Genomic DNA, 21,569 nt, shown 5'->3' with positions numbered 1-21,569 from the left:
CCGCTCACTTGACCGCTCCGGCCGTCAGCCCTGCCACGATCTGCCGTTGCGCGAACACGGTCAAGATCAGGACGGGCAAGGTGACGATCAACGCCGCCGCTGCAAGCGGCCCCCAACTGACCTGCTCGAAGGAGAGCATATTGTAGACGGCAACGGGAAGTGTGCGCGTCTCGCGGCTGGCGAGCACGATGCCGAAGACGAAATTGTTCCACGAGAAGATGACCGACAGAATGAAGGCCACGACGATGCCCGGCCTCGCGATCGGCAGAGCGACCAGGCGGAAAACCTGCCAGGGCGTCGCGCCGTCGATGCTTGCGGCCTCCTCCAGCTCCATCGGCGTCGTCTCGAAATAGCCGATCATGATCCATACGACGATCGGCACCGTGACCACCAGGTGGATGATGATCTGCGGCATCAGCGTCCCAAGCAGGTTCAGCCACTGAAACAGCAGAAAGAGCGGAATGAGGAAGGACAGGCCCGGCGTCATGCGCGCGATCATGATGACCATCGCCGACTTCTCCGCCTTCAGGCGGGCGATGCCATATCCGGCAGGCACGCCGATCAAGAGCGCCAGAAGCGTGGCGCTGCCTGTTACCAACAGCGAATTCCAGAGATAGAGGAAGAAGTTGTTCTCCTCGAAAACCTTCAGATAGTTCGTCCAGGCGAAACGCTCCGGAATGAAGATCGGCGGATAGGCGCCATTGTCGATTTCATATTTCAGCGACAACGAGATCATCCAGAGGAAAAACAGGATGACTGGCGAGATCATCACCAGAGCGACGAACAGCAGTCCGATGCGGTCGAGCGTCTTGCGCTTCATCAGCGTCCCTCCCCGTTCGACCAGTTCGCCCGCTGCCGGACCATCAGAAGCACGAAGGACAGCAGTACGATCAGGATGAAGAAGATGACCGCCATGGCCGAGCCGTAACCGATATCGTAATAGGCGAAGGCCGTGTTGTAGAGATAGATGTTGATCGTTTCCGAGGCCGTGCCGGGGCCGCCCTGGGTCATGGCGTAGATGATGTCGAAGCTCTTTACGGCATCGATGCTGCGGATGATCACGGCGATCATCAGGAACGGCGCAATCATCGGCAGCGTCAGATAGCGGAACTTCTGCCAGACATTGGCTCCGTCGATCTCCGCACTTTCATAGGGTTCGCGCGGAACCGCCGCCAGGCCGCCGAGCACGATCAGCATGACGAGCGGCGTCCATTGCCAGGTCTCGACCAGAACCAGCGAGGGGATGACGCTGCTCTGGTTATAAATCCACTCCTGCGGTCCAATGCCGACAAAGGACAGGAGGTAATTGAGAACCCCGAGCTGCGGATGGAACATCATCGTCCACACCAGCGCGATGGCGACAGGCGTCGCCATCATCGGCATCACGAATATGCCGCGTAAAAGACCGCGGAACGGAAACTGGGCATCGAAGATCAGCGCGGCGAGCGTCCCAAGAAACAGGGGCGCTGCCACGGAGAGCGTCGTATAAAGCATCGTGTGCCAGAGCGACTCCCAGAAACGCAAGTCGACCGCCAGGCGGGCATAATTGTCCAGCCCTGCAAAGACTTGCGATTGACCGAGCGTCCAGCTGTTCACGCTCATCCACAGGGTAAACACCCATGGAAAAACGATGACGGCTGATATGACGATCAGCGCCGGGATGACGAAGGGCCAGTAGTTCGGAGCAAACCGATCCGGTTTGCTCCTTCCTTTGTGCGCGGCCTTGGTCGCTGCGGCCGTTTCAATGCTCGCCGCCATTATCCCTCGCTTTTCGCCAGGACGGGTTCGAATTGGGCCGTCGCCGCCTTCAGCTCGGTTGCCGGATCGGCGCCGCCGATCATGTTGGTCAGACCGACGCCATAGATGTCGCGGAACTCGGTGACCGGAATGATGACCGGCAACGCGAGCTGCGAAATCTTGCCGGAGCCGGCGACCGCATCCAGCCATGCGGCCGGCATCTTGACGCCTTCGCGGACCTTCGCATCCTCAAGCACGGACTGACGGAAAGGAACACCGGCGCCGGCCTGCAGCAGGCGCGCGCCCATGTCGTGCGAAATCGCCCATTGGCAGAAGAGGTAGGCTGCTTCCTTTTTCTGGCTTGCCGCGACGACGCCAAGGCCGTCGCCGAAGGTTCCCGCTGCTTGCGCCTTCGGGCCTTTCGGCATGATACCGTACCCGACCTGGCCGACGACACGCGACTTTTCAGGGTTCTCGATCGGCGGGGCAAAGCCGACGCCATCCAGCCACATGCCGATCTTGCCTTGCAGGAAGGCAGACTGCGCCTCGGCCCAATTGAAGCCCGAGACGCCGGGAGGGGCGGTCTTGGTCATCAGCCTCTGGTACAGCGTGGCGGCATCGATCGCTTCCTGCGATGTCGTCCGTAGCTTGCCGTCCGGTCCGAGCGGGCTCGATCCGTAGCCGAGCAGCAACGTCGTCCAGACCGGCGTATTGGCGTTCTTCAGGCCGCGGGCGACGAAGCCGTAGGTGTTGGTCGAAGGATCGGTCAGCGCCTCTGCGGCGCTTGCCAGCTCTTCGAAGTTCGTGGGGTAAGCAAGCCCCTTTTTCTCGAACAGCGTCTTGTTCCAGTAGATGATCCAGTAATCGACCGAGAAGGGCAGCGAACGCAGGACGCCATCCGCATCCTTGGCGAAGGCGAGGCCGGCTTCGGCAAAATCGCTTTCAGTAAGCGACGGGTCGGTTAGGGATGGGTCCTTGAGAAACCCGCTGATATCGGCAAGCCAGCCGCCTTTCTCGAACTGCCGTTTCTGAACGTGGTAGCTCATGTGCACCACGTCGAAGCTCGGCTTCCCGGAGCTGAGTTCTATGGTCGTCTTCTGGCGCTGCTGTTGTTCAGGCGTTGCTTCGGCATTGACCTTGATGCCGGTGAGTTCCTCGAACTCGGGCAGGTACTTGGTCAGGATTTCGCTGCGCGGGCTCTTGACCAGGTTGACTTCGAGCGTTGTGCCGGCGAAGCGCTTCCAGTCGACGGCAGCGGCGGCCGGCCGCATGCCCAGCACGCTGCTGGCCCCGAGAGCGGCCGTGCCCGCTAGAAAACCGCGCCGCGTCGAATTGAAGAATGATGGCATGTTGATCCTCCTCCTTTTGCCGGCGATCTCCTCATCCCCGGCTGTTCATTCCCGATTATATCCTGAGCGCACGATCCCTTGCATGATTGATATGTGCGACAAGGCTGTTGACGGCGTCCTCCGCCGATCGTCGTTCGATCGCCTCGAGCACTTTCAGATGCTCGCCCATGACGGGTCCGACGTGACCGTCGATGCGAAAGCGATCCTGGCTGATCAGGCGCATCTTGATCGAATTCACGCGGTAGGCGTTCGAAATAATGGTATTCTCCAGGGCATCGATAAAGGCATCGTGCATGCCCCAATCGACGGCCTGGGCACGCAGCTCCAATTCGTGCGAGCTATCGCCGTTTCGGATGGCCTCGGCAATATCCCGATGCTGCTTCAACAGTCCGGCGATCGTCTCGTCCGACGCCGACCGGGTGAAGAGCGCCACGGCCTCCTTTTCCAGGAACACGCGCAGTTGGAAGGCTTCGCGAATGAGGTTCAAATCGATGTGAGCGATCTGCAAGCCCCGTTGCGGCACCGTCTTGATCAGCCCTTCGGCTTCAAGCCTGGGAATGAGCTCGCGGATGGCGCCAAGCGTCAGTCCCGTCAATTCGACGAGGCGGCGCTGCGAAACGAACTGGCCGGGACGCACGTCACGCGCAAGCAGGTGGCGCGTGAAACTCGCATAAGCCTTTTCCCGCAGCGTCGGCTGCTCGTCCGTTCCGTCCATCGCCTCCTCCAGCAACATGTCCGACCTACGCGGCTTTCGACTGGAAAAGATCGTCGAAAGCGCGGGCGAGCTGGGCCTTCCCCTCCCCGGATATTGAAACGAGCGGCGGACGAACCGCAAGCCAGATTTCATCCGATGTCTGATGTGCCACCATGGCTTTCACCGCTGGGACAACAGGATATTTGAGCAACTCGTCCACGAATGCCTCGATGCGGGGGTCGTCCTTGCCGTCTTCGGCCATCAGCTTGACGTCGCGGGGTACAAAATTCGCCATACCGGAGATCGCGCCCTGGCCGCCAAGCCGAACGCCCCTGGCGAGATGGCGTTCATCGCCGATCAGGATGATGAGGTCGCCGTGTGTCTTGAGCAGGCTTTCCGTGAAAGGCCAGTCGCCGGAAGAATCCTTGACGCCAGTGACAATGTTCGGAAAGGCGGTGCGCAAGCGGCCGATCAGCGACACCGTCAGCGGAACCATGGTGATGGAGGGAATGTTGTAGACGATGATGTCCCGCGCCTGATCACCCAGCATGGCGAAGACCGCCGAAAACCACTGGAAGACGCCATCATCGCCGACGTTTTTAAAATAGGACGGCGGAGCCAGAAGGATATTCCTCGCTCCGAGCGAAAGGGCATGACCCGCCTGTGTCGCCGCATCCTCCACCGAGTCGACCAGCACGCCGGCGATAATGTCCTCTGCAGCGATCCCTGCATCGAGGAAGGCGGCGACCACGCGCTCGCGTTCCCGGCTTCCGATGGATGAGCCCTCCCCCGTCGTCCCGAACAATGTGACGCTGCCGCAGCCGGCAGCCAGGCACCGTTGCCCCTGCGCAATCATCGCATCGAGGGCGATATCGCTATTGCCGTCAAACGGCGTGGCAAGGGCGACAGAAAGCCCGAATTTTGATGGCAATATCATTCCTCCCCATCTGGTGGATCAGGTTTAGCAGACTAACATGTTAGCTGTAAAGACCTCGCAGCGGGACTTAGGAAGCAATAGCAAGCAAACCTTCAGTAAGGCCGTTTCTGCAGCGTCCGTGCCGCTTGGCGCCAACGCCGTTGCGTATCGGGCCAAAGGGCGACCCTAGGACGTTCTTTCGATTTCGCAGTAGACAATGCTCCGATTTGAGCCGGACCATACAGACACCTTCACACCCGCCCCAGTCACGCTTTCACCCGCAATCAACCCCATCTCGTGTTCTGACCGCAACAGCAGCGCCCAGTTCATGAATGTCTCCATATAGCCATCAACATCCGTTTCCGGGGAGAAGTTGGCGAAGAGGAATGTGCCCCCAGGCTTAAGCATGCCGACGCACTTCCTGGTCAGCTTCACGGCCACCGCGTCCGGCAAATAGTCGTAGAGACCTGCGGCGTAGACGAAATCGAACGTTCCCAGCGCATGCCTTCCACCGAGCACGGATTTGACCGACCCGTTCACCGCCTCGACGGACGTACCGGCGAAATCGCGGGCTACGGTTCCGACGCTTATCGGGTCCTGATCCAAAGCGACCCAGCGTTTGATCGCGCCGGTGCCGAGCGCGCGCGACAAAGGCCCTTCACGAAGATGCCCCGAAGCGATGGCCAGAACTTCGGTGGAACCAGGCCGAGCCGAAGCGATTTCGTCGACGCGGCGCGCCAGAATGTCTCGACGCTCCCTTACCGCGACGGATGACGAAGCATTTCGAGTATAGGCGTAGATCGAACGTCCCAAGTCGCTTGATGATGCGACTGCGTCATCGATCTCAGGCCTGCCGTAGATGAAGTCTAGAAGACGTGCGTCGCCAGAATAGCCGCGCGGCTTTTCGAACGACCAGCGCGTCAATGGATCTTGATGTAGATAGTGAGCAACCGGATGAGATTGCGCGATCGGAACGATGACGTCCCACACGTCAGGATGAAAGCGACGCCGTAACTGATGCAGGGCCTCGGTGAGACGCTCGATTATCGCACCAGGCTCGACGCCGGAATTGAACTGACGGAGCGACACGTCAAGGCTGATGGCAAGCTCGGCTTTGGCAACTATCAGGTCGCCGGGCTTTGGCGCGGCAAACCTCCTTGCTGCCTGACGAATTTCACCGGGCGCAACAAGACTTTCACCATCCAAGACAAGACTTCGTGCCATTTTGAGACCCCTTTGACCTAGCGTTAAGCATAATCAACCTCGAAATAGGATGCGACTGGAATCTGCACGGGATAAGGGTAATTCTACTGTTGCGGGTGGGAACCCGATTCTCTACGAACGTTAAATAATAAGACAAACCGGTTGCAGGTTGCGGAACGAAATCCTGGAGGGCGCCGAAGCATGGTTTACAGTTTACCTTCGTTAGATCGTAGCCAGGCTGGCATCGTTACATGAGCGCGGCTCACCCTACTGTGCGGCGCGATGAATCAACCGACAGTTTTTCATTTGCCGAGGCTTGCAAGTCTCTGGAAGCCGAAAATGATTCTGTCAGAAGGCAAAGCTCACGGCATGGTCTCTGGATCGCGGTGGCCGTTTATGTGTCCTTCGCACTTCCCGATCGGTGGCTTATCCCCGACGTTGCGCCTTTGACGATCGCCGCGCGATTCGTCGTTGCAGCGATGGCGCTGCTGGCTTTTGAAGCCTTGCGACTTGCAAAAGCGAAAATCGTCTGGCTCGACATCACATGCGCCGCGGCACTGCTGGCGGGCTATTTGGGCTGGCTTTACCCGGCGATTGGCACCCGTGACGTCGCTGCCATGTCTTACTATATGATTTTCGGCGCCATCTTCATGATGGGCGCCAACCTCTTTTTCAGTTTCTCGTTTCGGCTGTCGGTGATCACCTCCAGCTTCGTGCTTTGCGCATTTTTCGTGACGATCGAGACGTATTTTCCTTCAAGTCAAGTCTACAAGCTTGCCTTCGGGATGTTCTACATTTCCTGCTTTGTCTTCACGTCTTCAATCAATTGGCGATTGAATGTCGAGCGTCGAAACGTGCTGCTGAACGCGGCGGAGGCGCGCTATCAGCACTGGGAAGCGTCTGAGCGCGGAAGGTCGCTGCTCGAGCTTTCAAATACCGACTACCTGACAGGGATAAGCAACCGGCGTGCGCTCGATCGGCGACTCGACGAATGCTGGGCTGCTTGGAAAGACGAAGGCCGCGACTTCGTCGTATTGCTCATCGATGTCGACTTTTTCAAACGCTTCAATGATCGCTACGGACATCAGGAAGGGGACCGATGCCTCGCTGTCATCGCCAATCTGCTGAAGGCGGTTGTAGAGTCGTCGGGTGGCATGATCGGCAGATACGGCGGCGAGGAGTTTATCGTGGTCATGCCGGCCGAAACTCCCTCGATCGCGATGAGCCTCGCCGAGAAGATCAGGATGGAAGTCGAGCTTCTCGCGATTGCTCATGACGAGCGACCAGATGATAGCCCAATCGTAACCGTCAGCATTGGCGTAGCTTTCACCAGCGAGGACGTTGGAGAGAAAGTTGAACGGATAGTGCGAGAAGCCGATCTTGCTCTCTACAATGCAAAAGCGAGTGGCCGAAATTGCATTCGTAGGTTTGATCCCTCGTTGCCTCGGCCCGACGACAACGCTGGTAAACTCGTCCCGCTGCTGACGGCCGCCATTGACCGCAAGCTGGTCTCGCTCGTTTACCAACCGATCTTCGACCTGACGAACGAGAGAGCAAGAGCCGTCGAGGCTTTGATGCGCCTCAGGATGCCTGATGGTACCGCAGTTTCGCCAAGGACATTCATTCCGGTTGCCGAACGAACCGGCGCTATCCTCGAATTGGGTAAGTGGGCGATCGAGACGGCATGCCGTGATATACTGATGACAGATCGGATGGCCACCGTCAGCGTCAACGTGTCGCCCATACAACTGCGCTCCCCCGGCTTTGCCGCGAGTGTCGCTGACATTCTTGCTCGGTGCGGGGTCTGCGGGTCGCGGCTGGCCTTGGAAGTCACCGAGGGTCTGGACATGGATATGCAGTCCGAGGTGCTGAAATGCATTGCGGATCTGCGGGCTCTCGGCGTCGAAATTTGGCTTGACGATTTCGGCTCCGGCTTCGCGGGCCTCTCTTGGCTGAGGGCGATCGAGTTTCAGACGGTCAAGGTCGATCGGACCTTTCTGCACGACTGCTCCAACCCACGCGGGTTGACGATGCTTCAGGACATGGTCTCTCTAATCCGCAATCGTGGGAATACGATCCTGGTGGAAGGGGTCGAAACGGCAGCACAATTGTCCCTGCTCAAGGATCTTCGCATTGACCGCGTCCAAGGCTTTCATATGGGAATGCCGGTTAGCGCCGAACGTCTGAACGCTGCGTAAGTCGAACTCAACGTTTCCAGAAGACCGGTATCTTTTGCCGATCGGCTGGGAATGTGGCCAGCTTCGCTGATCACTTTTGTTCAAGAAGCGTCGCGGGAAAACTGCTATATCCGCCCGATGCAGAATATTTCCCAGGAACAGGCGACCGAAGCCATGCCACTCGCGGGAGCGGAGACGACGCGCTTTTGGCGCGATCCGCGCTTCGGCGGCATGGAATGCCTGAGCGCGACCTTCCTGACGCATGAGTTCGCACCGCACGCCCATGATACGTTCAGCATCGGCGCCATCGAGAGCGGCAGCCAGATCGCCACGATCTGCGGTGCACGCGAGGCCTCCGGCCCCGGCGATCTCTATCTGATCAATCCGGGCGAGACGCATGACGGGGCGCCGACCGATGGCGGCTATCGCTATCGCATGATCTATCCCGACCTGTCGCTCTTTCGCGAAATCCTCGAGGATGTCACCGGCCGCACCTTTCGCGGCACGCCGGCCTTCGGCAAGCAGATTCTTCACGATCCCAAACTGGCCGCGGCGTTTCTTGGTGCCCACCGGACCTTGGAGGCCGGAGTCGGGGCACTGGAGACCAGCCAGAGCATGTTCCTGGTGCTCGACGCAATGTTTCGCCAGCATGGAAGCTCGATCATCGTGCCGACCGACACCTCGGAGCGTTCAGCAGTTCGGCGCGCGCGGGATTATCTGACGGAACACTATGCGACCGATCTGGGGCTGGAAGAACTCGCCGCCGTCGCCGGCCTCAGCCGCGCGCATCTGATCCGCGCCTTTCGCAAGGAATTCCATATCACGCCGCACGCCTTCCTTACCGACGTCCGCGTCAGGAGCGCGCGCCGCAGGCTGCGGGCCGGTGACCTGCCGGCAGAGGTCGCGCTGGAATGCGGTTTTGCCGACCAGGCGCATTTCACCAGGCACTTCAAGGCGCGAACGGGATTAACCCCTGGCCAGTATCGGGCGCGATAATCACTTTCGTTCAAGACGTCGCTTCGGCACGGCTCTATGACCTCGGCATCAAGCGGAGGTTCGAACGTGCGCAAAAACGAAATCTGGGCCGAATTTTCAGGCGGAATGCGGGCGATTGCGCCACTCGTTGCCGCCGTCATCCCCATTGGGCTGGTGTTCGGCGCCGTCGCCGCAACGAAGGGGCTCTCGCCTCTTGAAGTCAGCCTGATGAGCGCGCTCGTTTTTGCCGGCGGTTCGCAATTCGTGGCGATGGATATCTGGACACATCCCGCCTCCTGGACGAGCCTCGGTTTCGCAGCCCTTCTCGTCAACATCCGCCACGTGCTGATGGGAGCATCGATCGTCACGAAGATGCAGGCGTTTTCACCACGCGCCCGTTATCTCTCGGTGCTTTTCCTGGCCGATGAAATCTGGGCAATGGCGGAGTTCCGCGCCGGTGTGGCGAGGCTGAAACCGGCATGGTTTACCGGCCTGGCAGCGCCCTTCTACATGGCATGGGTTCTTTCCGGGCTGGCGGGCGCCACACTCGGCGCCTTTCTCGGCGATCCCGCAGCGCTTGGGCTGGATTTCGCATTTCCGGCCGTCTTCATCGTGCTTGTCATGGGATTCTGGAAAGGACGAGAGACCGGCGCCGTTCTGCTTGCGAGCGCGGCAGCGGCCGTGCTTACCCACCACTTCTTACCGGGCGTCTGGTATGTCGCGGCCGGCGCTCTTGCCGGTGTCGCAGCCGCGACCTTCAGCGGTATGCGCCGCCTGGAGGTGACGCCATGACGCTCGACCTGCAGACCTTGTTCGCCATTCTGGCCATGGCGGCCGCGACCATCCTGACGCGTGTCAGCGGGCTTTTTCTGCTGCGATATGTGTCGCTGGACCGCGGCAGGCGCAAGGCGATCGAATCCATTCCGCCCGCAGTGCTCATGGCCGTGGTGGCGCCGACTGCTTTTGCGACAGGTATCGCGGAGAGCGCGGCCTGTGCCGTTGCCGCGCTCGCTGCCCTGCGTTTGCCGATGCTGGTTTCCGTCGCGGCCGGCGTCTTTTGCGTGGCTGTGCTGCGGGCAATCGGCCTTGGCTGAGCTCACACGCCCCCTCATTATTTCTCTAGGAAAAAGCGCCCTCTGGAAGCATGGCATCGGCGAGACGCCCCGGTGGCAGACATCGGGACAGCTCCTGTTCGGCGCGGCTTCGCTTCCTGATGCGGTGAGATTCTCTTACGCAAGCGTTCCGCGTCAAACGAGTGGGATATTCTCGCGAAAGATGATCCGTGGCTCGATGTTCTTCAAAGACAAGGTCGGCGTGCTTGCCGCGATCGAGCCGAGGAGCCTTATGACCACCTGCTCGCCGATCAGGCGCGCATTCTGGTCGATCACGACGTCGATCAGATCTTCTGCCAGCCATGCCCGCGTCGCGTCGGTGAGGTCATGCATGATGACGAAGGGACGCTTGTTTCCTTTCGCTGCTTGCAGAACTTCGGCGATGCCGGCCCTGCCTGCGCCGACGCAATAGACGCCGACGAGATCGTCGGTGTCGCGTAGCATCCGTTCCATCGCCGGCTGGGACAGCTTGTTCTCGTCGCGGGTTTCTATGGCAGGAAGGATCGTCAGATGCTTGAATTGCTCCTCCAGCAACGTCCGGAATCCATATTCCCGCTGCTGGTGTCCGTGGAGCGTTCGCGAGCCGAGGAACAGTCCTATCGATCCCTTCTTCTCACGCGACGTGAGGCCCATGATCAGCGCCGCGGTTCGCCCCGCCACCAGATTATCGACGCCGACGAAGGCAGAGCGTGGGGTCGAGAGAACATCCGTCACTAGGGTCACGACGCGGACGCCGGATTCGCACAGGCGGCGGATCGCATGCCGTGTCTTCGGGTGATCGACGGCAATCACGCCGACGCCGTTGGTCCGGAGCGGAAGACCTTCCAGCGCCGCTACGAGCGCGTCAGGGTCGATGCCGTCGAGTGCCGTGACATTGCACGACGCCACCAGCGGCAGGGATGACGCGAAGCTGGTGATCTTCCTGGCGACGTCCTGCATGAATGAGTTGTGCGCAAAGGGGATGAAGAACTCCAGATGCGCGGGGCGCGTGGGCAAGGGAAGCATCCCCTCGGTCGGCAGATAGCCAAGTTCCTTCGCGGCACGAAACACCCTCTGGCGATTGGCGGCACTGACACCACCACGGTCGTTCAATGCTCGATCGACTGTTGCAGTCGAGAGGCCAGCCCTCCGGGCGACATCGGAAATCGTCGTTTTCTTCATGATCCTTCCCTTTGCGCAGCTGAGGGGAATGCCGTTTTGTCGCATCAAAAGATGAGGCTATTCACATCATATCCAACCTGCAACATAAGTAAGGCCACGAAATGAAATAAGCATCTCAAATACAATTATTACCAAGAGTTCTGCTGAATTCCAATCAATATGGGAGGAAACATCTGATGTGATTTGATGTGATATTGAGTTGCTAAGCTTCTTTCGGCAGCCCAGTTTGGCATCAGCAGGGTCATTACAACATCACGGGTAGCAGGCCGAGGATCGGCAGATCTCGCAGCGGCCATGCGTGATGAATATGGATATAGGGGTGAACGGGTGATGTGTCCGGAGCGATCCGAGGTGCCGGCGGCAATACAGGTGAACGGCCTGAGCGGGACCGGTCTGTCGCTTTCAGCGCAGCATCTGTTCCCGCCACCGGAGATGATCGCATGAGCGCCAATTCGGCCAACATGGAAACAAGCGGGCAGTCTGCCGCCCTCCCCCGCGACTACGGTTTGACCGGTGCTTCCGCTAGACAAGCCGTCGAGGCGGGGCTGGTGGCGGCCGAATGGTATCACACCGAAGTGCCGCGCAAGCTGATGAAGGAGTTGATGCAGCGCAGCGACCAGCCGGCGATCCGCGACACGATTCTATGGGCAGTTCTCCACGTGGCTTTTGCCGCTGGCGGCATCTGGTTCTGGGGCAGTTGGTGGGCGGTGCCGTTCTGGTTTGCCTATGGGGTGATGTATGGCTCGGCCTGCGACGCACGCTGGCACGAATGCGGCCACGGCACCGCCTTTCGCACGCGCTGGATGAATGACGTGCTTTATCACATCTGCTCGTTCCAGGTGGCACGCAACCCGGTGAACTGGCGCTGGAGCCACGCCCGCCACCATACCGATACAATCATTGTCGGCCGCGATCCCGAGATCGCCTGGATGCATCCGATCGCGCTGACGCTGAAAGCGCTCGCCTATACCGGCGTGGTCGAGGTCTGGCAGAACCTCAAGACACTCGCGCGCAATGCGGCCGGGGTCCTCTCGCCGGACGAGAAGGACTACGTGCCCGAGAGCGAATGGCCCAAGGCGGTGTTCTGGGCGCGGGTGCATATGGCAATCTACGCAGCCGCCATGATGACCACCATAGGCATGCTCATCGCCGGTGCAGGTTGGAAGGCGGCGATCCCGCTTCTTCTGGTCGGCGGTCCGCGCATCTATGGCTGTTGGCATATGGTGATGACCGGGCTCCTCCAGCACGGCGGGCTCGCGGAAGACGTGCTCGACCATAGGCTTAATTCGCGCACCGTCTATATGAATCCCGTCAGCCGCTTCATCTATTGGAACATGGGTTATCACGTCGAACACCACATGTTCCCGATGGTGCCTTACCATGCGCTGGCAAGGCTGCACGAGGCGATCAAGCACGACCTGCCGCCCGCAAACACCTCGATCTGGGACGGCTATCGCGAGATGTTTCAAGCGATCATGCGGCAGAGACGGGAGCCTGGCTATTATCTCAAGCGCGCCTTGCCGCAAGGGGCGAAGCCTTATCGCGAAGAGCTGCATGCGGCTGTGCCGGAAAGGTCCCTCGCATGATCGCCCCACCATCAGAGATTCCCATTGAACATGGAAACGAGGACCATATGCCCTGGATTGCTGCCTGCGCCGAAGACGACATTGAAAAGGAAGACGTTTTGGGCTGGATCCATGGCGGACGGAGTTTTGCAATCTTTCGCAGCCCTAACGACGAATTCTTTTGCACTGATGGGCTCTGTACCCATGAGCAGGTAGAGCTCTCAGACGGATTGGTGCTCGACTATGTGATCGAGTGTCCCAGACATAATGGCCAATTCGACTATCGAACGGGTGAGGCCAAGCGCTCGCCTGCCTGCGAGAACCTGCGAACTTATTCCGTCCGGCGCGAGGGCGGGCAAGTCCTGGTGTTGGTCGAATGACAGAGTTGAGCAAACAGGAGAGCCGGGGCGCTGCATCACGCCGTTTGCCGACGGTGGCGGACCTGCGCGCCTGGAAAGGCCGCCGCCAGCTGACCATGCTGCGCTATTTCAGCCTCGATGAGGCGGCAGCCGCCGAAGCCGCGGGCATCGACATCGCCTCCGTGCCGGCCGACATCGTCCTTAATCCGCGCTACCGCGCGGTTGCGCCGACGGTCTTCTCGATGACCGGGCAGACCCATCTCGAGATGGGGACCCCGGACGATTATCTCCGCTGGTGCGGCAATGCGCTAAACCGCGGCGCCGACGCGGTCTACTGTTCGGGCTCGCTGAAGACGGTCGAAAAGCTCTCTCGTGAATATTTCCCCGTTGTCGGGCATGTCGGGCTGGTTCCCACCCGTGCCACCTGGACCGGTGGCTTCAAAGCGGTCGGCAAGACTGCCGAGGCGGCGTTGCGGCTCTTCGAGGAGGTTAAGGCCTATGAGAGCGCCGGTGCCTTCGCAGTCGAAATCGAGGTCGTGCCCGCCGAGGTCGCGGCCGAGATCAGCAAACGGGTCGGAATCCTGCTATGGTCGATGGGCGCCGGCCCAGGCTGCGACGCGCAATATCTCTTCGCCAACGACATACTGGGCTACACCGAAGGTCATGTTCCGCGCCACGCCCGAGCCTATCGCGATTTTGGCTCGGAATATGCGCGGCTGCAACGCGAGCGGGTCGCGGCTTTCAGCGAATATGCCGCGGATGTCGCCGACGGCGCCCTCCCGGAGGAGCGCCATCTGATCCGCATGGATCCGCGTGAATTGGAGAAGTTCATCGACGCGGCCGAGCGGCAATGAGGAGACTGACCGAGCCAATACGTCGTTCGTCACACAACAGATTTCACCGGCCGGGAGGAGCATAGAGACCGGCCACCAACGGGAGGAGACAGGACATGCTGAGACGAACTTTTCTGGGCGCGGTGGCCGCGTTGGCGCTGATGCCGGCAGTAGCAATGGCGCAGAGTGCCGCGAACAAAACCTTTTACTGGATATCGCACGGCTCCCCAACCGATCCAGTCTGGACCTACTTTCTTCAGGGTGCCGAGAAATTCGCTGCCGATACCGGGGTGAAAGTGAACACCTCGTTCCATTCGAATGATGTACCGAGCCATCAGGAAGCCATCCGCGCCGCCATCGCCGCCGGCGCGAACGGCATCTGCACGACGAGCCCGGGGCCTGGCACCTTGGTGGATGTTGTCAACGAGGCCAACCGGGCCAACATCCCGGTCATCAACTTCAACACCAAGGACCCGGCGCCGGCCTGGAGAGCCTATGTCGGCGTTGATCTCAAGGTCGTCGGCCGCACGTGGGCACAGTATCTGGTCGACCATAAGCTGGTGAAGAAGGGGGATTTTGTCTGGATGCCGCTCGAAGTTCCGGGGGCAGGCTATGGTGAAGAGGAATCAGCCGGTGCCGACGAAGTGTTCAAGCCGCTCGGGATCACCTGGGAAATCCAGGACGCCTCCTACGACCAGGCCGAGGCCATCAACCGAATGACCGACTACGTGACCGCCAACCGCAAAAAGATCAATGCGGTCATCGGCCTCGGTGATCTGGTAACCGGTTCGGTCAAACGCGTCTGGGATCAGGCCGGCATCGCCAAGGGTGAGATTCCGGTGGTCGGATGGGGCAACTCGTTGGACACGACCTCGGAGGTCAGCGAAGGGTATGTGAATGCGGGCATGTGGCAGGATCCACTGGCAACCTCTTACATGTGCCTCTCGGCACTGATGTCTGAAGCGAGCGGCATCCCGATCAACTTCGACATCATTACCGGCGCACTCTACGAAGCCGACAAGGCGCCGTTCTACGCCAAGATCATGGGCGGTAAATAAGCCTGCCATCCTGGCATCCGCGGTATGCTGCCGCGGATGCCTGTTTCAGCCCCAACGCGAGTGCGCACCATGATCGAGCAAAGCAGCGATGCTTTCACCCCGCCACGTGAAAGGCCGAGCCTTGTCAGGACCTTCATCGCCTATCCGGAATTCGGGCCTTTCGTCCTTCTGATCGCGATGCTGGTGGTTTTCACGGCAATCAACCCCGCCTTCCTGTCGCTGATCAATATCGGCAATGCCTTGACCTTCACCGTCGAACTCGGCCTCTTGCACTGGCGATGACGCTGCTGATGACCGCGGGAGAATTCGACCTTTCGGTCGGTTCGGTCTTCGGCTTCGCCCCCGTGGTGATGTGGACATTGTTCAATGCGGACGTGCTGCCCTTGCCTTTGGCATTTCTTGCGGGAATAGCCGTCGCTCTGGCGATCGGTCTTTTCAACGGCCTCTTCGTTACCCGTCTGGCTATCCCGTCATTCCTGGTGACGCTTGGAACGCTGCTGGTCATCCGCGGCACGGCCTTGTGGCTGACGGCCGGCTTTCCGCAGCGCACCTGGGAAGCGGGCGAACAATGGCTGGCGCAATTGCTGGTCGGCGACTTCTATATCGGCAACCTGCGCGTCTTCATGAGCCTGATCTGGTTCGTAGCGCTGGCATTGGCGCTCCACTACGTCTTGACCCGCACACGGTTCGGCAACTGGATCCAGGCGACCGGCGGCAATGCCAACGCCGCCCGAAACCGCGGGGTGCCGACCGCAAGGGTCAAAGTGATCCTGTTCATGCTGTCGGCGGCCATGGCGGCCTTTGCTGGCATCATCTCGTCGATCCGCGTCTCGGCCGCCAATCCGAATGCCGGTACCGGCTATGAACTCGAAGTCATCGCGATGGTGGTGATCGGCGGTACCGTCCTGACCGGCGGCCGCGGGACGATCCTCGGGACCATGCTCGGCGTGCTGATCCTGCGGCTGATGCGCAACGGGATCGTCCTGATTGGCGTGCCCGGTCTCGCCTACAATATTTTCATCGGTGCGATCATCCTGGCGATGATGGCGCTCCATGCCGGCCTCGAACGCCGGCACAATACGGGGGTCTGAGATGAGCGATAGCGAAACCCTGGTCCAGATGCGGCACATCGAGAAATTCTATGGTCGTGTCCACGCTTTGCGCGATGTCAACCTCAGCATAAGGAAGGGCGAGATCGTCGGCCTTCTCGGCGACAACGGCGCGGGCAAGTCCACCCTGATCAAGGTGCTGTCGGGCGCGGTTCCCTACACATCCGGCCAGATCTTCATCAAGGGACGCGAAGTGCAGCTGCGCAGTACCAACGACGCGATCGGCAGCGGCATTGAGACCATCTATCAGGACTCCGCCCTGGTCCCACAGCTTTCCATCGCTCGCAACCTCTTTCTTGGACGGGAGCTCCGGACGGGCCCCGGCTTCCTCGACCGGCTGGACCAGGAGCGGATGAACGCAGTTGCCGCCGATCTTCTGAAGCGAGTCGGCATTTCTAAGAACATTCCGCCCACCACCCCGATCGGATCGCTTTCCGGAGGCGAACGGCAGGCCGTGGCCATCGCGCGCGCCATGTATTTCGACAGCGACCTGATCGTCCTTGACGAACCGACCAACAATCTCGGCGTGGCCGAAACCCAGGGCGTACTACGCTTCGTGCGCGAGGCACGCGACACCGGCCACTCCTGCATTTTCATCGCGCACAACATCCATCATGTCTTCCAGGTGGTGGACCGCATGGTGGTGATGCGACGCGGCACCGTCGTGGCCGACGATCTAAGTCCCGCCACCGCATCGATCCAGGAGGTCGAAAATATCATAACCGGCGAACATCTCGCGGCATGATCGAGATCCGTGCCAAGGGAATCCGTTTCGGCTTCGATGCGCGGACCGGTCTCCTTGACGGCTTTACCGTGGAAGATGAGGGGCACGAAATCGCTCTGCTGCACCGTGCGCCCTGGGTCGGCACGGAGGAGATAATGCCCCCCGGTACGCCGCCGCATCTGATGACGCTCGGCGGCGATTTCTTCTGCGCACCCTTCGCAGGCAGCCAAGAGGGATCGCCCCTTCATGGATGGACCGCCAATTCACCCTGGGATGTGGTCGAACACGAGGCCGGGCGGCTGCGGGCCAGGCTGCAACGCACCGTCTGCGGCGCGACGGTCACCAAGGAGCTCGAGGTTGAAGACGGGCACGCCTGGGTCTATCAGCGCCATGTCTTCGCCGGCGGGAGCGGCCGCATTGCCGTCTCGAACCATGCCAACGTCTCGCTGCCTCGGGGCGGACTCATCAGTTGCTCGCCCAAATCGGCATGGGAGACGCCGCCGGCGCCGCCTGAAGTCGATTCCGCCCGCGGGCGTTCCGGCCTGCGCTACCCCTCGCGGTCAACGGCGCCCGATCACTTTCCCGGAATCGACGGATCGGTGGATTTGAGCCGGTTCCCGTGGAACCCGCGGCATGAGGATGTCGTCATCGCCATAGAAGGCCGCGAACACAGCTTGGGTTGGACCGCGGTGGCGCGGCCGGTCGAGAGAGACCTGTTTCTTTCCCTCCGGAATGCCCGCCGCTTGCCCATGACTATTTTCTGGCATTCCAACGGCGGCCGTGACTATCCCCCGTGGTCGAGCCGACACTTCGGCTGTTTGGGGGTCGAAGAGAGTGCGGCCGCAGCTTTGCGCAGCCGCTCCAGCGAAAACGACCTCTCAGGTCCCGGGGCTCTCACCCTCGTCCGGGACGAGGAAGCCGAAGTGAGGCATGCCATAGGCGCCATATCGTGGCCTTCAGGTGAGCGCGTCGAGGATATTCGTGTGGTGGACCGCGCCATAGAAGTTTGCGGCAGTCGAGGAGGGTTCCGGCGCCTGGCTTTCCGGACGCACTTTCTCGACTGAGGCGAAGGACACAAGATCGGTGGGGCGAGCCCTTGCCGAAAACCGGGCGACTCAGTCTCGGCGCGTTGGGAGCGAAATCGCACTCTCAGGCCGCCTGCAACGCAGCGTCGATGACAAGGCAAAAATGACTTGCCTTGCTCGTTGCCGAAAAGCTCGGTCCGGGCGCTACTCCTTCACTGCGCCCGTCATCGACGACACGTAGTAATCGACGAAGAAGGAATAGAGGATGACCACAGGCAGCGAACCGAAAAGCGCGCCGGCCATCAGCGATCCCCATTCGAAGACGTCGCCGCGCACCAGTTCGGTCAAGACGCCGACCGGAATGGTCTTGTTCTCCGAGGACTGGATGAATGTCAGCGCATAGATGAACTCGTTCCACGACAGGGTGAAGGCGAAGATGCCGGCCGAGATCAAACCCGGCACCGCAAGCGGCAGGATGATCTTGACCAGGATCTGCCAGCGGTTGGCGCCGTCGACCAGCGCGCTCTCCTCGAGTTCGAACGGGATCGAGCGGAAATAGCCCATCAGCAGCCAGGTGCAGAAGGGAATGAGGAAGGTCGGATAGGTGAAGATCAGCGCCAGGCGCGAATCGTAGATGCCGAGCTTGAAGACGATGAAGGCGAGCGGAATGAACAGGATCGACGGCGGGATGAGATAGGCGAGAAAGATCACGAGGCCGATCTGCCGCGAGCCGGTGAAACGCACACGCTCGATCGCATAGGCGCCGAAGACCGAGGCCACCAGCGACAGCGCCGTCGATCCCATCGCCACCAGCATCGTGTTCCACAGCCAACCCGGATAGGACGTTTCCAGGAACAGATATTTGATGTGATCGAGCGTCGGCCCAATCACCCAGAATGGGCTGTAATTGTTGTAGTCGGTCAGCTGCTCGTTCGGCTTCACGGCGGTGATCGCCATCCAGTAGAAGGGAAAGAGCAGCACGAAGACGAAGACCGCCATCGGCAGGTAGAGCATCACCACCCGCCGCGGCAGCCGGTTTAGGTAGCTCATGCCCTCGGCATTGTCGGTCAGGACCTGATCGGCCGTTTTGAGATTGGTCGACATCGTTATTCCCCCTAATCCTGGCCGCCCTGCTGCCATTTGCGGCGTTGCAGGCCGAAGAAGCTGAACATGATGGCGCCGAGCAGGAAGGGGACCATGGCGACGGCGATGGCCGCCCCTTCGCCCAGCTGCCCGCCTGGAATGCCGCGTTGGAACGAGAGTGTCGCCATCAGATGCGTTGCGTTGACCGGTCCGCCCTTGGTCAGCACGTAGATCAGCTGGAAATCCGTGAAGGTGAAGAGCACCGAGAAGGTCATGACGACGGCGATGATCGGCGTCAGCATCGGCAGCGTCACATAGCGGAAGCGCTGCCAGCTCGTTGCGCCGTCGAGCGAGGCGGCCTCCTGCAGCGAGGCCGGGATGGTCTGCAGGCCGGCGAGCAGCGAGATCGCCACGAAGGGGATGCCGCGCCAGACATTGGCGACAATCACGGCGATGCGTGCATTTGTGGGATCGCCGAGGAAGTTGATCGGCGCGTCGATCAGCCCCAGCTTCATCAGCGACCAGGAAATGATCGAGAACTGGGAATCGTAGATCCACCAGAAGGCGAGCGCCGAAAGCACCGTCGGAACCACCCAGGGCAGAAGCACAATCGCCCGGAAGAAGGATTTGAACGGAAGGTGCTGGTTCAGAAGCAGCGCCAGCCAGAGGCCGAGCGCGAATTTTAGCACCGAGGCGATGACCGTGTAGAGAATGGTGTTGAAGACCGACAGCCAGAAAACCGCGTCATCGGCCAGGAACTGGTAGTTCTCCAAGCCGATGAAGATGCCGTCCCGGCCGATCCGGGTATCGGTGAAGCCGAGCCAGACGCCGAGCCCCAATGGGTACGTGAGAAAGCAGACGAGGAACACCGCGGCCGGGAGCATGAACAGGAAGCCGAGCACGTTGTTGTTCTGCATGAGCGAGGAGATCGGGCCGCGCGTATCCCCGGATTTCAAGGTCGACATTGCTTGCCTCCAGATTGCTTCAATTCTTGAGAGACGGGCGGCATGCCGAAGCCGGACATGCCGCCTCTCCTGGCTCTGGATCAGACTCGGTAGTACCGGTTCGCCCGGCGCTCTGCTTCCTTCATTGCATCCTCCGGCGACTTCTGGCCGGTGACGGCGGCAGCATACATATCGACCAGCACATAATCGGCCATGGTCGCCGCCGAGGCATAGCCAAGCGGGCCGGCATAGCCGTTCGGGCGCAGCCTTTCCGAAGCGCGCGCATAAGGCGCGTGAACGGGATCGGCGGTCCAGACCGGATTATTGGCGAAGGCCTTGAGGGGCTGGCAGCAATAGGCGCTGGAGCCTTGGATCCAGGCGTTCATCTGGTCGGCTTCCATCATGAACTTGATATAGGCCTTGGCCGCTTCCGGATATTTGCTGTGCTTGAAGAGCAGCAGCGAGCTCGTCTGGAAAAGCTCGACGCTCTTGCCGACCGGTCCGATCGGGAAGTTCGTCGTGCGCATGTCCTTGGCGATCTCGGCGAGCTTCGGATCGTTCTTGGCCGTGTAATAGACCGAGACGCCATTTGCGATCAGCGATACTTGGCCCGCCAGGAATGCGCGGTTGTTGTTGACGTCCTGCCAGCTTTCCGTGCCGGGAATGAAGGTCGCGTAGAGCTCCTTGGCGTAGTTGATTGAGGCGAGGGTTTCCGGGCTGTTGATCGTCACCGTGCCGCTTTCATCGACCATCTTGCCGCCATGGCTCCAGAGCAGCCAATGGGCGTAGTTGTTGCCGTCTCCGACGGCCTTACCATGCGGGAAGCCGGCGGGCGTGCCCTTCGCCTTCATGGCCTTGCATAGCTCGAGGAAGCCCGCGGTATCGTTCGGAAATTCGTTGAAGCCGGCCGCCTTGACGTGGCTGTCGCGATAGACGACCGCATTGCCGATCGCCGTCAGCGGCATGGCGATGAACTTGTCGTCGCGTATGGCGTAGCCCTTGAGGCCGTCGTACCAGCCCTCATACTTGTTGCCGAGATAGTTGCCGAGTTCGGTGAGATCGACCAGCTTGTCGGGATATTGGTGCGCGTCGTCGAACCAGCACATGATGAGATCGGGGCCGGAGCCGACATTGGCCGCGACGGCTGCCTTCGGACGAATGTCTTCCCAGCTCTCCTTGTCGATGCGAACTTCCACGCCTGTGGCTTCGGTGAACTTCTTGGTATTGGCGATCCAGGCATCCTCATCGCCCTTCACGAAAGGCGTCCAGCGCAGCAGCCTGAGGCTCGCGCCGCTTTCCGGTGTGTAGGTCGGCTCGGCCTGCGCAAAGGATGGTTTAATGCCAAGACCGGCGACACCGGCAACGGCTGCCGATGCGGCAAGAAATTCACGTCTCTTGATCGTCATGAGATTCCTCCTCATTGAAACAGCGGGAGCAATTCTCCGGCATCCACCTCCCGCTTGGTGAACGGCGGCCTGGCATCTCCGGGGAGCTTGCGCTCCCGGGATGCTTGCTCTCCGGTGGCAGGGAGAACTCCTCCTCTCC

Annotated in this window: 20 protein-coding genes and 1 pseudogene; 11 read left to right on the top strand and 10 right to left on the bottom strand. The window is 60.4% G+C overall.

From position 1 onward, the window contains the following. Nucleotides 1-4: 4 nt before the first annotated feature. The 6 genes from PYR71_RS23280 to PYR71_RS23255 form a co-directional block, all read right to left on the bottom strand. Complete coding sequence (locus tag PYR71_RS23280) at nt 5-820, bottom strand: carbohydrate ABC transporter permease (protein WP_183934617.1); 816 nt, start codon at nt 818-820, stop codon at nt 5-7. Continuing rightward, complete coding sequence (locus PYR71_RS23275) at nt 820-1,761, bottom strand: carbohydrate ABC transporter permease (protein WP_183934831.1); 942 nt, start codon at nt 1,759-1,761, stop codon at nt 820-822. Before PYR71_RS23275 ends, PYR71_RS23280 begins: the two co-directional genes overlap by 1 nt. Then, entirely contained in the window at nt 1,758-3,086 is a 1,329-nt protein-coding gene (locus PYR71_RS23270; RefSeq protein ID WP_275621007.1) for an ABC transporter substrate-binding protein, read from the bottom strand. The genes PYR71_RS23275 and PYR71_RS23270 overlap by 4 nt, the downstream gene beginning before the upstream one ends. Before the next feature lie 55 nt (nt 3,087-3,141). Continuing rightward, the gene (locus PYR71_RS23265; protein WP_275621006.1) at nt 3,142-3,819 is read right to left on the bottom strand and encodes a GntR family transcriptional regulator; all 678 of its coding nucleotides are present in this window, start codon (nt 3,817-3,819) and stop codon (nt 3,142-3,144) included. A 7-nt stretch (nt 3,820-3,826) separates the two neighbouring features. Continuing rightward, on the bottom strand, nt 3,827-4,711 hold the full coding sequence (locus PYR71_RS23260; protein WP_275621005.1) for a dihydrodipicolinate synthase family protein: 885 nt from the start codon (nt 4,709-4,711) through the stop codon (nt 3,827-3,829). A gap of 171 nt (nt 4,712-4,882) precedes the next feature. Beyond that, on the bottom strand, nt 4,883-5,920 hold the full coding sequence (locus PYR71_RS23255; protein WP_275621004.1) for a class I SAM-dependent methyltransferase: 1,038 nt from the start codon (nt 5,918-5,920) through the stop codon (nt 4,883-4,885). Nucleotides 5,921-6,150: 230 nt separating this feature from the next. Here PYR71_RS23255 and PYR71_RS23250 point away from each other — a divergent pair, with 230 nt between their 5' ends. From PYR71_RS23250 to PYR71_RS23235, 4 genes are all read left to right on the top strand, one after another. Then, the gene (locus tag PYR71_RS23250) at nt 6,151-8,097 is read left to right on the top strand and encodes a putative bifunctional diguanylate cyclase/phosphodiesterase (protein ID WP_275621003.1); all 1,947 of its coding nucleotides are present in this window, start codon (nt 6,151-6,153) and stop codon (nt 8,095-8,097) included. A gap of 117 nt (nt 8,098-8,214) precedes the next feature. After that, the gene (locus PYR71_RS23245) at nt 8,215-9,072 is read left to right on the top strand and encodes an AraC family transcriptional regulator (protein ID WP_097607343.1); all 858 of its coding nucleotides are present in this window, start codon (nt 8,215-8,217) and stop codon (nt 9,070-9,072) included. A 36-nt stretch (nt 9,073-9,108) separates the two neighbouring features. After that, a complete protein-coding gene (locus PYR71_RS23240; RefSeq protein ID WP_416340306.1) occupies nt 9,109-9,843 on the top strand; it encodes an AzlC family ABC transporter permease in 735 nt (244 codons plus the stop codon). Beyond that, the gene (locus PYR71_RS23235) at nt 9,840-10,145 is read left to right on the top strand and encodes an AzlD family protein (protein ID WP_275621002.1); all 306 of its coding nucleotides are present in this window, start codon (nt 9,840-9,842) and stop codon (nt 10,143-10,145) included. The genes PYR71_RS23240 and PYR71_RS23235 overlap by 4 nt, the downstream gene beginning before the upstream one ends. A 153-nt stretch (nt 10,146-10,298) precedes the next feature. Here the strand turns inward: PYR71_RS23235 and PYR71_RS23230 are convergent, their stop codons facing one another. Then, on the bottom strand, nt 10,299-11,324 hold the full coding sequence (locus PYR71_RS23230; protein WP_275621001.1) for a LacI family DNA-binding transcriptional regulator: 1,026 nt from the start codon (nt 11,322-11,324) through the stop codon (nt 10,299-10,301). A 440-nt stretch (nt 11,325-11,764) separates the two neighbouring features. Between PYR71_RS23230 and PYR71_RS23225 the strand changes: the two genes are divergently transcribed. The 7 genes and pseudogenes from PYR71_RS23225 (at nt 11,765) to PYR71_RS23195 (ending at nt 18,036) form a co-directional block, all read left to right on the top strand. After that, nucleotides 11,765-12,910: a fatty acid desaturase family protein gene (locus tag PYR71_RS23225; RefSeq protein WP_246720412.1), complete on the top strand. Its 1,146-nt coding sequence runs from the start codon at nt 11,765-11,767 to the stop codon at nt 12,908-12,910. Then, a complete protein-coding gene (locus tag PYR71_RS23220; protein WP_416340305.1) occupies nt 12,907-13,269 on the top strand; it encodes a MocE family 2Fe-2S type ferredoxin in 363 nt (120 codons plus the stop codon). Before PYR71_RS23225 ends, PYR71_RS23220 begins: the two co-directional genes overlap by 4 nt. After that, nucleotides 13,266-14,102, top strand: a complete 837-nt coding sequence (locus PYR71_RS23215; protein ID WP_275621000.1) for a 3-methyl-2-oxobutanoate hydroxymethyltransferase — start codon at nt 13,266-13,268, stop codon at nt 14,100-14,102. The genes PYR71_RS23220 and PYR71_RS23215 overlap by 4 nt, the downstream gene beginning before the upstream one ends. Before the next feature lie 95 nt (nt 14,103-14,197). Then, entirely contained in the window at nt 14,198-15,139 is a 942-nt protein-coding gene (locus tag PYR71_RS23210; protein ID WP_275620999.1) for a substrate-binding domain-containing protein, read from the top strand. 69 nt (nt 15,140-15,208) lie between these two features. Continuing rightward, a pseudogene (locus PYR71_RS23205) lies at nt 15,209-16,230 on the top strand (ABC transporter permease). A 1-nt stretch (nt 16,231) separates the two neighbouring features. After that, the gene (locus tag PYR71_RS23200) at nt 16,232-16,993 is read left to right on the top strand and encodes an ATP-binding cassette domain-containing protein (protein WP_275620998.1); all 762 of its coding nucleotides are present in this window, start codon (nt 16,232-16,234) and stop codon (nt 16,991-16,993) included. Next, a complete protein-coding gene (locus tag PYR71_RS23195) occupies nt 16,990-18,036 on the top strand; it encodes a hypothetical protein (protein ID WP_275620997.1) in 1,047 nt (348 codons plus the stop codon). Before PYR71_RS23200 ends, PYR71_RS23195 begins: the two co-directional genes overlap by 4 nt. A 165-nt stretch (nt 18,037-18,201) precedes the next feature. Here the strand turns inward: PYR71_RS23195 and PYR71_RS23190 are convergent, their stop codons facing one another. The 3 genes from PYR71_RS23190 to PYR71_RS23180 all read right to left on the bottom strand — a co-directional run bounded on the left by PYR71_RS23190 (nt 18,202) and on the right by PYR71_RS23180 (nt 21,430). Next, nucleotides 18,202-19,101 (bottom strand): carbohydrate ABC transporter permease, encoded by a 900-nt coding sequence (locus tag PYR71_RS23190; RefSeq protein WP_275620996.1) that lies wholly within the window; start codon nt 19,099-19,101, stop codon nt 18,202-18,204. Nucleotides 19,102-19,112: 11 nt separating this feature from the next. After that, on the bottom strand, nt 19,113-20,045 hold the full coding sequence (locus PYR71_RS23185; protein WP_275620995.1) for a carbohydrate ABC transporter permease: 933 nt from the start codon (nt 20,043-20,045) through the stop codon (nt 19,113-19,115). A gap of 80 nt (nt 20,046-20,125) precedes the next feature. Beyond that, complete coding sequence (locus PYR71_RS23180) at nt 20,126-21,430, bottom strand: ABC transporter substrate-binding protein (protein WP_275620994.1); 1,305 nt, start codon at nt 21,428-21,430, stop codon at nt 20,126-20,128. Between the last annotated feature and the right edge of the window lie 139 nt (nt 21,431-21,569).

This window comes from Rhizobium mulingense (genome assembly GCF_029194105.1).
Lineage (GTDB): Bacteria > Pseudomonadota > Alphaproteobacteria > Rhizobiales > Rhizobiaceae > Rhizobium > Rhizobium mulingense.
The sequence above is the reverse complement of the archived record's forward strand: the minus strand, read 5'-3'. Positions and strand labels throughout refer to the sequence as shown.